Raw genomic sequence first — 12,810 nt, 5'->3', positions numbered from 1 at the left:
GCCATGACTGAGGCCCGCCTCCGGGGAGGCGGGCCTCAGTCATGGGCGGACTGCTGGTGCCCCTGACGCGGCACTAGCTGCTGCCGTACTTCCTGCTCATCTGCTGGAACATCCGCTCCGCGCCCTTACCGAGCTGCGGTCCGGCGAGCCATCCCGAGCTGCCGGCGGGGCCGATGGAGGTATTGGAGACGAGGTACGTCTTCTTGTCGGCCTTGACGTGGAACCAGCCGCCGCCGGACGAGCCGGCCGTCATCGTGCAGCCGATCCGGAACATCGTCGGCGCCGTGCGCGTCAGCGAGAGCCGCACCGGCTTGTCGAGGCACTTGAACATCTGCACGCCGTTGAACGGCGGTGCCTGCGGGTAGCCCCAGGCCCCCATCGTGCCGACCTGCGTGGCGGACGGAGCGGAGAAGTCGACGGGCAGCGCGGCGCCCACCCGCTCCTCGAGCGACTTGCCGCCCCGCTCGGGCTTCACGTGCATCACGGCGTAGTCGTACTCGTACGAGCCACCGGACGAAGCCGCCGTGGAACCGTTGATCCACTCACCGGAGGTGGACACCCAGTCCGCCCAGTAATTGCCGTAGGGCGCGACTTCCTCGGCGGGCGCCCCCTGCAGCTGCTCGGGGGACTTGCCCTCGCGGTTGTAGGCGGGGATGAACACGATGTTCCGGTACCAGCCGCCCTGCGCACCGGCGTGCACACAGTGCCCTGCCGTCCACACCAGGTTGGACTTGCCCGGGTTGCCCGGGTCCTTGACGATCGTGCCGGAGCAGACGGCCGAACCCTCGGGGGTGTCGAAGAAGATCTTCCCGACGGGAGCCGCGTGCTTCCAGTACGGCTTGTCCTCCTCCACGGCCTGGACCGGGCGGGGCTGCGGATCGGTCACCCCCGCGTCACTCCCGGAGGCGGCCTTGGTGTCGATGGTCTGGACCGGGTCCTCGGCCTTCGCCATCCGCTCCGGCTTCCACAGGCCCTCGATGACCGGGTTGACGAAGTCCTTGGCCTCGCGCAGCCAGGTCTCCTTGTCCCAGTCCTTCCAGCCGCCCTGCTTCCACTCGTCGAGATCGATGCCGTGCTTCTTGAGCCGGTCGGTGAGTTCGGCGGGAATCTCGGGCAGTTCGTCCGAGCCCTTGTCGGAGCCCTGCCCGGAGCCCTGGGACGCGGACGGCTTGTCGGCGGCCTTCGGATCGTCCCCGCTGTTGCAGGCCGTCAGGGCCAGGGCCGAGACGAGGCCTGCTGCGGCGAGCCGCAGGGCGGTTGGTCGGGTGGAACGCATGATGGTGTGACCCCCGTTGGTTCGGCGTGATGCTTCGGCGGAATCGGTATGTGTCATGAATGCGTCAGTTCAATGGGCGGATGGCTCCGGCTGTGGGACGCCGGAGCCCCGGTCCCCCGCCGGAGCGGGGGACCGGTCACCGGCCGATCCTCAGGATCAGCCCGCGAACTTCTCACTCACCGCGTCATAGATCCCCTTGGCCTCGGAGCCGAGCCGGGGACCGGCCAGCCAGCCGGCCGTCACCGGGCCGATCGAGGTGTTGGAGACCAGCGCGGGCTTGCCGTCCTTGCCCTTGGCGACCCAGCCGCCGCCCGACGAACCGCCCGTCATGGTGCAGCCGATGCGGTGCATCGTCGGGTCCTCGGCGTTCAGCGAGAACCGGCCCGGCTTGTCGGCGCAGGAGAGCTGACGCTGACCGTCGTACGGCGGCGCGGCCGGGTAGCCGGTGGCGGTCATCGAGTCGATGCTCGCCACCGCCGGCGCGTCGAACTCGACCGGCAGGGACGCTCCCACCGTCTCCTCCAGGGACTTGCCGTTGTCGTTCTCCGGCTTCACATGCAGCACCGCGAAGTCGTACGGGGCGCCCGCGCCACCCGTCGGACCACCGGTCTCGATCCACTGCTGCGAAGTCTGCGCCCAGTCGGCCCAGTACAGGCCGTGCGGGGCGATCTCCTCGCGCGGTGCACCCTGGAGATCGGCGGCCGACTTGCCCTGGTTGTTGTACGAGGGCACGAACATGATGTTGCGGAACCAGCCGCCCTCCGCGCCGGCGTGCACACAGTGCCCCGCGGTCCACACCAGGTTGGACTTGCCCGGGTGGGCCGGGTCCTCGACCACCGTGGCCGAGCAGACCATGGAGCCCTCGGGGCCGTCGAAGAAGAGCTTGCCGGTGGCGGGGGAGGCCTCGGTGTACGGCGTGCTCAGCGGCTTCGCCTCGACCGGAGCCGGGGTCGGGTCCGTCTTGCCCTGGTCGCCGGAGATGTCGTCCTCGACCGGCTTCGCGGGCTGCTTGTCCGCATCCCGCATGCGGTCTTCGTCCCACAGGTCTTCGATGATCGGGTTGATGAAGTCCCCGGCCTCGCGCAGCCAGTCGTCCTTGTCCCAGTCCTTCCAGGCGCCGCCCTTCCAGGCGTCGAGGTCGATCCCGTGCTCCTTGAGCCGGTCCTTGACGCCGTCGGGGATGCTGATGCCGCCGTCGGCGCTGCTGGACGGAGGCTTGTTGCCCGCATCGCCACCGTCGTCGTCACCATTGCAAGCGGTGGCGGTCAGTGCCAGGGCGGCACAGAGCGCGAGGGCGGACAGGGGGGTGCTGCGACGGCGTGCGGCTCTGCCCGTGCCCCTTTCCGCGCGTACGGCGTGCAACGGGCGTATGGGTCGCATATCCGGATCTCCCCCTGAATGGAAGCTTTGCGGGCGGTTGTACGGCTCGCTGTGTACGTCTCTCATGACCGACCCCCCTCGGCGGATCGGGCGGCAACCACCTTATGCCGGTGCCGTTGGGGACTTCCGACGGATCCGCAACGGTTCCGTCACGGCAAGGATCTTCTTCGCGCCCGTGATCCCGCGCCCGGTGCGTCGTTGGTACCTACGGGGGGTGCGCGGTCCGCGTTCAACTCCCCTTCCCACCACGGACATCCGCGGTCTGCCGTCGTCTTCCGCCGTACGGGAGGCCCGTTCCGTCCGTTTCCGTACGCCGCACCAGGGGAGGACCGAACGCCGTGGCCGTGACCGAGCCGACGGTGAGCGCCGACGCGCCGCCACGGAGAGCCGGGGAGGGAGCGTCCGTCGTACGGCAGGGCTCCTTCGATGAAGGGGCCGCGGCCCATGGCGCCGAAGGGATCCTGCGGCGCCAGTGTGCTCGCGAGTCCGCCGCGCGTACATACGCGCGCTCGCTGCCGATCGTGCCGGTGCGGGCACGGGGGCTCACCATCGAGGGCGCGGACGGCCGGCGGTATCTCGACTGCCTGTCCGGAGCGGGGACCCTGGCGCTGGGGCACAACCACCCGGTCGTGCTCGAAGCGATCCGCGAGGTGCTCGACTCGGGTGCTCCGCTGCACGTCCTCGATCTGGCCACCCCCGTCAAGGACGCCTTCACCACGGAACTCTTCGCCACGCTGCCGAAGCAACTGGCCGACCGCGCCCGCGTGCAGTTCTGCGGTCCCGCCGGGACGGACGCGGTCGAGGCCGCGCTGAAACTGGCCCGCACGGCGACCGGACGCAGCGGACTGCTCGCCTTCACCGGTGCGTACCACGGGATGACCGCGGGCGCCCTGGAAGCCTCCGGCGGTGCCCAGGACGTACGGGTCACCCGGCTGCCGTTCCCGCAGGACTACCGCTGCCCCTTCGGCACCGGCGGCGAGGCGGGCGCCGAACTCTCCGCCCGCTGGACCGCCTCCCTGCTCGACGATCCCAAGTCGGGCACGGGGCTGCCGGCCGGGATGATCGTGGAACCGGTGCAGGGCGAGGGCGGGGTGCTGCCCGCGCCCGACGGCTGGCTGCGGCGGATGCGGGCACTGACAGCCGAGCGCGGTATCCCGCTGATCGCCGACGAGGTGCAGACCGGTGTGGGGCGCACCGGCGCGTTCTGGGCCGTCGAGCACAGCGGGATCGTGCCCGATGTCATGGTGCTCTCCAAGGCCATCGGCGGCAGCCTGCCGCTCGCGGTCCTCGTGTACCGCGACGACCTCGACGTCTGGGAACCCGGCGCCCACGCCGGCACCTTCCGCGGCAACCAACTCGCCATGGCCGCGGGCGCGGCCACCCTCGCCCACGTACGCGAGAACCATCTTGCCGAACGCGCCGCCTCCCTCGGCGCCCGGATGCTCACGCAACTGGGAGAGCTGGCAACAGCACACGCCTGCGTGGGCGAGGTGCGCGGCCGGGGCCTGATGATCGGCGTGGAGCTGGTGGACCCGGAGGGAGCCGACGGCGCTTCCGGGCCGCTTCCCGCGGCGCCGGCGCTCGCGGCCGCCGTGCAGCGGGCCTGCCTGGAACGAGGGCTGATTGTCGAACTCGGCGGACGCCACTCCGGCGTCGTCCGTCTGCTGCCTCCGCTGACCATCACCGACGAGCAGGCCACGGCCGTCCTCGACCGTCTCGCCGACGCCGTGCAGGCGGCCTGCGAAGCCCACCGGACCGGCCGCCCGCACCCCTCGCCCGCACGAGGGACCGAGTCCGCCCGCCCGGCTGACGCGTCGTGACACCAAGCCTCTACCAGCGCACAAGGAACCCCACGTGAACCGCACACCCGCACCAGACGGCCCCCCGCACACCGCCGAGCGCGCCACCGGCACGACGCCGGGCCCGCGCCAGGCCGAGCCAGGGATGCTGCCCCGCCAGAAGACGCGGGCGGACGACCCCGCCACCCGGCCACCGGCGACAGGCGGGACGAACCTCCCCGAGCCGACCGCTCCTGCCGTCCGCACGACCGAACCCCCCTCCTTCACCGATCTGTTGGAGCATCCCGATCCCGCCGCCGCGGCGAACGCGGCAGGGACGGAGAATCTGCTCCGCTGCTGGATCCGCGAACGGAACCTCGCCCCGGAGCCCGGCAGCCGCACGCTGCGCCTCGACCTGCCCGCCAGCGGCCTCACGCTGCTCGTGCCCGTGCACTACTGGTCCCCGACCGGCTGGCACCGCCTCGGCCCACCCGTCCTCGAGACCGTGTCCGCCACCGCACCCCCGGTCGATGCCGTGACCTTGGCGGCCCTCCTGAGCCGCGAGACCACGCAACCCGCGGAAGGCGGACCTGATCGCGAGGGGGACGGCGGCACCTCACCGGCCGCCGCCTGGGCGGCGAGCGGGGACGGCAGCGACTTGGTGGGACGGGTTGCCGACTCGGTCCGGCGCACGAGTGAGTTCCTGACCGTGCGCCGCCGCACCGTCAACACACCACCCGCCCACGTGGACCCCGCCTCCCAGACCCCCGCGCCCTCGCCGACAGCGGACCACTTCCTCGGGTCCGAGCAGTCGCTCGTCCTCGGGCACCCCCTGCACCCGACTCCCAAGAGCCGTGAAGGGCTCTCCGAAGCCGAGGCAGCTCGCTATTCACCCGAGTCGTACGGCAGGTTCGCCCTGCACTGGATGGCCGTCGCCCCCTCGGCGCTCGCCGCCGACTCGGCCTGGACCGAACGCGGCCGCACCATCCCCGCCGAACAGCTCACTGCCCGCCTCGCTGGCCCCGCGGCCGAGCAGGCCGCCGCCACGCACGCCTCCGGACTCCCCGACGGATACGCCCTGCTGCCCCTGCACCCCTGGCAGGCCGCCGACTTGGCGCACCGCCCGGAGGTCACCGAGCTCTTCGAGCGCGGGCTGATCAAGGATCTCGGCCCGCTGGGCGACCCCTGGTACCCCTCCTCCTCCGTCCGCACGGTCTACCGGACCGGCGCCTGCGCCATGCTGAAACTCTCCCTCGGCCTGCGCATCACCAACTCCCGTCGCGAAAACCTGCACAAGGAACTCCACCGGGGCGTGGAGGTCCACCGGCTGCTGCGGTCCGGTCTGTTCGCCGAGTGGCAGTCGGCGCACCCCGGGTTCGACATCGTCCGGGACCCCGCCTGGCTGGCAGTCCTGGACGCCGACGGAGCCCCAATCCCGGGCCTGGACGCGGTGATCCGCAACAATCCCTTCACCCCCGGCGATGACGTGACCTGCATCGCGGGCCTCGTCTCACCCCGCCCTGTCCGCGGGCCCTTCCCGGCCGCCGATGCGACCGAGCCCGTGAACTCGGCCACCGAGGCGACCACCGACGCGCCCCTCGTTGCCACCGTCGGCGCAGCCGGAGCCCCGATGCGCTCCCGCCTCGCCGAGCTCGTCGGAGCACTCGCCGCACGCACCGGACGCCCCCGCGGAGCTGTCGCCGCCGAGTGGTTCCTGCGCTACCTGGAGCAGGTCGTACGCCCCGTTCTCTGGCTCGACGGGGAAGCGGGCATCGCCCTGGAAGCCCATCAGCAGAACACTCTGGTCGTCCTCGACCCCGACGGCTGGCCCGTCGGCGGCCGCTACCGCGACAACCAGGGCTATTACTTCCGCGAGTCACGCCGCACCGAGCTCGACCAGCGGCTCCCCGGCATCGCGGAGCACAGCGACACCTTCGTCGCCGATGCCGTCACAGACGAACGCTTCGCCTACTACCTCGGCATCAACAACGTCCTCGGCCTCATCGGAGCCTTCGGCTCGCAGCAGCTCGCCGACGAGCGCCTGCTTCTCGCCGCCTTCCGCCGCTTCCTCACCGAATGCGCCTCCGGCCCGGGCAGGCTGCGCAGCCCGCTGCCCGCCCAACTGCTCGACGCCCCGGTGCTTCGCTGCAAGGCCAATCTGCTGACCCGGCTGCACGGCCTCGACGAACTCGTGGGCCCCGTGGACACCCAGTCGGTCTACGTGACCATCGACAACCCCCTTCATTCCACCCGTACATGACCATCAGCCGTAGAGAGGAGCCACGCCGTGCCGCCCACCGACGCGAGCACCGATCCCCAGCACGTCGCGACCGCCACAGATTCGAGCACCGCGACCCCCTCGACCCCCTCACCCGAGGACACCCTCGACCTGCGACTACCCCCCGAATTCCTCGCCCTGTGCGCCGCCGAGGACAAGGCGCGTGAGGACAAGGCGCGTGAGGACCAGGCGCGTGAGGACAAGACGCGTGAGGACAAGACGCTTGAGGCCGCGGCACCGGCACCGAGTCCCGCGTCACCGGACAGCGCCCGCATGCCTGCCCACACCCACCCCACGGACCCGGTGCACGGCTACCCCCCTCTCGAAGACCTGCTCGACGGCGTCTCCACCTGGCGGGCCGCTGCGACACCCCTCGGTGCGTTCCAGTTGACGCCGGCCCGGATCGACCGTGACCTCGACATGATCAGCCGGTGGATGAACGACCCTGCCGTGGCCGAGTTCTGGGAGCTGGACGGCGCCCCCTCCGCCACCGCGCAGCACCTGCACCGCCAACTCGAAGGCGACGGACGCAGCGTGCCCTGCGTGGGCCTGCTCGACGGCACCCCGATGAGCTACTGGGAGATCTACCGGGCCGATCTCGACCCGCTCGCCCGGCACTACCCGGCCCGCCCGAACGACACCGGAATCCACCTGCTCATCGGAGGAGTCGCCGACCGCGGCCGGGGCGTGGGAAGCACTCTCCTGCGAGCCGTGGCCGACCTCGTACTCGATCAAAGGCCCTCATGCGCGCGTGTGGTGGCGGAGCCGGACCTGCGTAACACCCCTTCCGTATCCGCCTTCCTGAGCGCCGGCTTCCGATTCGGGGGCGAGCTGGAGCTTCCTGACAAGCGAGCCGCCCTGATGATCCGCGACCGCGCACTGCGCACCCGGCTCTGAACGACCTCGACCTCATACGACGCACCTTCCGACTGGCCGGATCCTCACCGGCTCTCGCTTGATTTCACTTCTGATACACCGCTCGCGCCGACGAGGTTCCGCCTCCCGGCCAAGAGATCTCGTCACCGCCCACCCCGGCCGCCCGTACCCGCTTGATTCCGGAGACCCCGTGCACAAATCCGCCGCCGCCCCCGATCCGGCAGAGCCGCCCCAGCTCTACGATCCGCCGGAACTCAGCCGGGCGGCCTGGCACCTGGCAGGCCGCAGGCTCCTCGCCAAGATGCTGGCCGAGTTCGCCCACGAGGAGATCATCGAGCCAGAACCGCACCCACACCCGGAACCGCACCCACACCCGCACGCGGAGCCCCACCCCCGCCACTTCATCCGCCTCGACGACGGCCGCCTGCTCACCTTCCACGCGAGCCGCGGAGCCTACGACTCTTGGCGCGTCGACCCGGCCACCCTCGTCGTGACCGGCCCCACCGAGCTCCCCGGGACCGACTACACCGACCCCATCCGCTTCCTCACCGAAGCCCGTCACACCCTGGGCCTGGACGGCTCCACCCTCGGCCACCTCATCCGCGAGCTGAACGCCACACTCGCCGCCGACACCCGGCTCGACCACACGGCCCTGACCGCCGCCGCCCTCGCGGACCTCGACTACGCCGCCCTCGAAGGCCACCAGACCGGCCACCCCTGGCTGGTCCTCAACAAGGGTCGCCTCGGCTTCTCCGCAGAGGACTGCGCACAGTGGGCTCCCGAGGCGCGCACCCCCGCACGCCTGCCCTGGATCGCCGTCAGCGACAGGCTCGCCTCGTACCGGGGCATCCGTGGCCTCGACACCCCCGAACAGCTGTACGCGCGCGAGTTGGACACCAGCACCCGCACCGCCTTCGCCGAGCGTCTGCAGGCGCGCGGCCTCGACCCGGAGCGCTACCTCCTGCTCCCCGTGCACCCCTGGCAGTGGAACGAGATCGTGCTGCCCCTCTTCGCGCCGTCCGTGGCGGCCGACGACATCGTGCCGCTCGCACCCGACGGTGATCTGCGGCTGCCCCAGCAGTCCATCCGTACCTTTCTCAATGTGTCGCGCCCGGAACGGCACACCGTGAAACTGCCCCTGTCGGTCCTCAACACCCTGGTCTGGCGCGGCCTGCCCACGGAGCGCACCACCGCCGCCCCCGCCGTCACCGCATGGGTCCACTCCCTGCGCGACAGCGACCCCTACCTCCGCGACGAAGCCCGCCCGGTGCTGCTCGGCGAGGTCGCCTCGGTCACGGTCGAGCACCCCGTCTACGACGGCCTCGCGGAGGTCCCGTATCAGTACAAGGAACTCCTCGGCGCGATCTGGCGCGAGCCCCTGGGCCGCTACCTGGACCCCGGAGAGCGGGCCCGCACCCTCGCCTCCCTGCTCCACGTCGACCCACAGGGCAGGGCGTTCACCGCGGAGCTCGTCAGCCGTTCCGGGCTCGCCCCCGACGTCTGGCTGCGCCGCCTCTTCGCGGCGCTGCTCCCGCCCCTGCTGCACTTCCTCTACCGCTACGGCACGGTCTTCTCGCCCCACGGCGAGAACGCGATCGTCGTCTACGACGAGCAGGACGTCCCGGTCCGCCTCGCGGTCAAGGACTTCGTCGACGATGTGAACATCAGCGCCGAGCCGCTGCCCGAGCACGCCTCGATGCCCGCGGACGTACGCGCCGTCCTGCTGACCGAGCCGCCGGAGTTCCTCACCCAGTTCATCCACTCCGGCCTGTTCGTCGGCGTCTTCCGCTATCTCGCACCGCTGTGCGAGCAGCAGCTCGGAGTGCCCGAGAGTGACTTCTGGTCGCTCGTACGGGCGGAGATCCTCCGCTACCAGGCCCGCTTCCCGGAGCTGAAGGACCGCTTCGAGGCCTTCGACCTGCTGACGGAGCGGATCGCCCGGCTCTGCCTCAACCGCAACCGCCTCCACCTCGACGGCTACCGTGACCGTTCCGAGCGCCCGCATGCGGCGGTGCACGGGACGGTGCCCAACCCTCTGCACCGGGCTTGAGGGAAGGAATGTCAGTGCTGCCGTTTAAGGTGGTCGGCCTATGACGAAACCCTCACTCCCCGAACTCCTGCATGCCGCCGTCACAGCCGTCGGCGGCACGGAGCGGCCTGGCCAGGTGGCGATGACCGAGGCGGTCGCCGAGGCCATCGACGGCGGCTCGCATCTCCTCATCCAGGCGGGCACGGGCACCGGAAAGTCCCTCGGCTATCTGGTCCCGGCCCTGGCCCACGGGGAGCGCGTGGTCGTGGCGACCGCCACGCTCGCTCTCCAGCGGCAGCTGGTGGAGCGCGATCTGCCGCGCACCGTCGATGCGCTGCATCCGCTGCTGCGCCGGCAGCCGCAGTTCGCGATGCTGAAGGGCCGCTCCAATTACCTGTGCCTGCACCGCCTCCACGAAGGCGCGCCGCAGGACGAGGAGGAGGGGCTCTTCGACCAGTTCGAGACCGCCGCTCCCACCAGCAAGCTGGGCAAGGACCTGCTGCGGATGCGGGACTGGGCGGACGAGACCGAGACCGGCGACCGGGACGATCTCACCCCGGGCGTCTCCGACCGTGCCTGGGCACAGGTCTCGGTCTCCTCGCGGGAGTGCCTGGGCGCCACGAAGTGTGCGTACGGGGCGGAGTGCTTCGCGGAGATGGCGCGCGAGCGGGCCAAGCTCTCCGATGTCGTGGTCACCAATCACGCGTTGCTCGCCATCGACGCCATCGAAGGCGCCCCGGTGCTGCCGCAGCACGAGGTGCTGATCGTCGACGAGGCGCACGAACTGGTGTCGAGGGTGACCGGGGTCGCCACCGGCGAGCTCACCCCGGGGCAGGTCAACCGGGCGGTCAAGCGCTCGGCCAAGCTGGTCAACGAGAAGACGGCGGACCAGCTGCAGACCGCGGCCGAGGGTTTCGAGCGGCTGATGGAGCTGGCCCTGCCCGGGCGTCTGGAGGAGATCCCCGAGGACCTCGGCTATGTGCTGCTCGCGCTGCGTGATGCCGCGCGCAATGTGATTTCCGCGCTCGGCTCGACCCGCGACCGGTCCGTGCAGGACGAGGACGCGGTGCGCAAGCAGGCGCTCGCCTCCGTGGAGACGATCCACGATGTGGCGGAGCGGATCACCAACGGCTCGGAATGGGATGTCGTCTGGTACGAGCGGCACGACCGCTTCGGGGCCTCGCTGCGGGTGGCACCCATGTCCGTCTCCGGCCTGCTGCGCGAGAAGCTCTTCACCGACCGCTCGGTCACCCTCACCTCGGCGACGCTGAAGCTCGGCGGCGACTTCAACGGCGTGGGCGCCTCCCTCGGGCTCGCCCCGGAGGGCACGGCGGGCGCCGCGGGGACGGAGTCCGAGGACCTGCCGGTGTGGAAGGGCGTCGACGTCGGCTCGCCCTTCGACTACCGCAGACAGGGAATCCTGTACGTGGCGAAGCATCTCTCGCGTCCGGCGCGCGACGGCGACCGCGGGGACATGCTGGACGAGCTCACCGAGCTGATCCAGGCCGCCGGGGGCCGTACGCTCGGACTGTTCTCGTCGATGCGGGGCGCCCAGCAGGCGGCGGAGGAGCTGCGCTCGCGGATCCCCGAGTTCCCCATCCTGTTGCAGGGCGAGGAAACCCTGGGCGAGCTGATCAAGAACTTTGCCGCCGATCCGCGGACCTGCCTCTTCGGCACGCTGTCGCTCTGGCAGGGCGTGGACGTTCCCGGGACGGGCTGCCAGCTCGTGGTCATGGACAAGATTCCCTTCCCGCGGCCCGATGATCCGCTGATGAGTGCGCGGCAGAAGGCGGTGGAGGAGAACGGAGGCAACGGGTTCATGGCCGTGGCGGCCACCCATGCGGCGCTGCTCATGGCTCAGGGCGCCGGTCGGCTCGTCCGGGCCACGGGGGACAAGGGCGTGGTGGCGGTACTCGATCCGCGGCTTGCCACGGCACGCTACGGCAGTTACCTCAAGGCCTCGATGCCGGACTTCTGGTACACGACGGACCGTAACCAGGTAAGGAAGTCCCTCGCGGCGATCGACGCGGCGGCCAGGGAGGGTGAGGGCTCGGGGGAGTAGCCCGAGGTGCGGGCAGCCCTGGAGGAGGAGCTCCGAGGGGAGCAGCCCTGGAGGAGCCCCGAGGGGAGCAGCCCTGCGCCGGGTGCAGACCGAGGAACGCCGGGCGTGGAATCCAGGCGCGCAGAAATCGAGCCCCGGAACCGGCGCAGGTGGTTCCGGGGCCCGGTCAGGGGCGGCCGGGCGGAGCTGCCCGTCGCGGGTCAGACGCGACGGAGGACCGCCACGACCTTGCCCAGGATCGTGGCGTCATCGCCGGGGATCGGCTGGTACGCCGCATTGTGCGGGAGCAGCCAGACATGACCGTCCTCGCGCTTGAAGCGCTTGACCGTGGCCTCGCCGTCGAGCATGGCGGCGACGATGTCCCCGTTCTCCGCGACGGGCTGACGGCGGACCGTGACCCAGTCGCCATCGCAGATGGCGGCCTCGACCATTGAGTCACCGACGACCTTCAGCACGAAGAGCTCACCGTCACCGACAAGCTGGCGCGGCAGCGGGAAGACGTCCTCGACCGACTCCTCGGCGAGGATCGGGCCACCGGCCGCGATCCGGCCGACGAGCGGCACATAGGACGCGGCGGGCTTGCCCGTGGTGTCCGTGGGCTGGCTGCTGCCCTGGTCGGCACCGCGCACCTCGTACGCCCGCGGGCGGTGCGGGTCGCGGCGCAGGAAACCCTTGCGCTCCAGGGCCATCAGCTGGTGGGCCACGGAGGATGTGCTGGACAGGCCCACGGCCTGGCCGATCTCGCGCATCGACGGCGGGTAACCGCGCCGCTGCACCGAGTCCCTGATCACTTCGATCACCCGGCGCTGGCGATCCGTGAGTCCCGAGCTGTCCGCCCTGATCCCGGGAGGTCGGCCGGGCAGCGAGCGTGCCGGCTTCTGGCCCTCCGGTGGCATGGCTGATTCGTTCATGGCGTGCACCGCCTCGAGCCGGCCCTGGGAGCGGTCCTGGGCGGTGATGCTGGCACTGTCTGCGGTGGTGGTCACGGCGGCCCCTTCCGAGATGGTCTCCCTAGTCGGACAACGGTAGTTGCTTTCGAAAGGTTGCGCCAAACACACGTTCGAGTGAAAAACTCTGTATTGCCTGACGTGATCATGTGTCCGGGTGTACTGGCGAGGCTCGAACAGGTTC

General features: G+C 70.9%; 8 protein-coding genes. 5 read left to right on the top strand and 3 right to left on the bottom strand.

Annotated elements, in window-relative coordinates; genetic code table 11:
• Positions 1-73 precede the first annotated feature (73 nt).
• Positions 74-1,276, bottom strand: a complete 1,203-nt coding sequence (locus ACLF6P_RS08770; RefSeq protein ID WP_415949291.1) for a trypsin-like serine peptidase — start codon at positions 1,274-1,276, stop codon at positions 74-76.
• 156 nt (positions 1,277-1,432) lie between these two features.
• A complete protein-coding gene (locus tag ACLF6P_RS08765) occupies positions 1,433-2,656 on the bottom strand; it encodes a trypsin-like serine peptidase (protein WP_415949290.1) in 1,224 nt (407 codons plus the stop codon).
• A gap of 458 nt (positions 2,657-3,114) precedes the next feature.
• On the opposite strand from ACLF6P_RS08765, the gene ACLF6P_RS08760 reads away from it, so the two are divergent.
• The 5 genes from ACLF6P_RS08760 (at position 3,115) to ACLF6P_RS08740 (ending at position 11,679) form a co-directional block, all read left to right on the top strand.
• Positions 3,115-4,476: a diaminobutyrate--2-oxoglutarate transaminase family protein gene (locus tag ACLF6P_RS08760; RefSeq protein ID WP_415949347.1), complete on the top strand. Its 1,362-nt coding sequence runs from the start codon at positions 3,115-3,117 to the stop codon at positions 4,474-4,476.
• A 34-nt stretch (positions 4,477-4,510) separates the two neighbouring features.
• Positions 4,511-6,694, top strand: coding sequence for an IucA/IucC family protein (locus ACLF6P_RS08755; RefSeq protein ID WP_415949289.1), 2,184 nt, complete (start codon positions 4,511-4,513; stop codon positions 6,692-6,694).
• Positions 6,695-6,721: 27 nt separating this feature from the next.
• Positions 6,722-7,609 (top strand): GNAT family N-acetyltransferase, encoded by an 888-nt coding sequence (locus ACLF6P_RS08750; RefSeq protein WP_415949288.1) that lies wholly within the window; start codon positions 6,722-6,724, stop codon positions 7,607-7,609.
• 169 nt (positions 7,610-7,778) lie between these two features.
• Positions 7,779-9,638, top strand: coding sequence for an IucA/IucC family protein (locus tag ACLF6P_RS08745; RefSeq protein WP_415949287.1), 1,860 nt, complete (start codon positions 7,779-7,781; stop codon positions 9,636-9,638).
• Positions 9,639-9,678: 40 nt separating this feature from the next.
• A complete protein-coding gene (locus tag ACLF6P_RS08740; protein ID WP_415949286.1) occupies positions 9,679-11,679 on the top strand; it encodes an ATP-dependent DNA helicase in 2,001 nt (666 codons plus the stop codon).
• A gap of 200 nt (positions 11,680-11,879) precedes the next feature.
• Here the strand turns inward: ACLF6P_RS08740 and lexA are convergent, their stop codons facing one another.
• Positions 11,880-12,665: a transcriptional repressor LexA gene (gene lexA, locus ACLF6P_RS08735; RefSeq protein ID WP_415949285.1), complete on the bottom strand. Its 786-nt coding sequence runs from the start codon at positions 12,663-12,665 to the stop codon at positions 11,880-11,882.
• Between the last annotated feature and the right edge of the window lie 145 nt (positions 12,666-12,810).

This window comes from Streptomyces lothianensis, assembly GCF_047779955.1.
Taxonomy (GTDB): Bacteria; Actinomycetota; Actinomycetes; order Streptomycetales; family Streptomycetaceae; genus Streptomyces.
The sequence above is the reverse complement of the archived record's forward strand: the minus strand, read 5'-3'. Positions and strand labels throughout refer to the sequence as shown.

Coding starts and splice junctions, on each gene's coding strand:
- ACLF6P_RS08765 (WP_415949290.1), bottom strand. CDS start 2,656: ATGCGACCCATACGCCCGTTGCACGCCGTACGCGCGGAAAGGGGCACG.
- ACLF6P_RS08740 (WP_415949286.1), top strand. CDS start 9,679: ATGACGAAACCCTCACTCCCCGAACTCCTGCATGCCGCCGTCACAGCC.
- ACLF6P_RS08770 (WP_415949291.1), bottom strand. CDS start 1,276: ATGCGTTCCACCCGACCAACCGCCCTGCGGCTCGCCGCAGCAGGCCTC.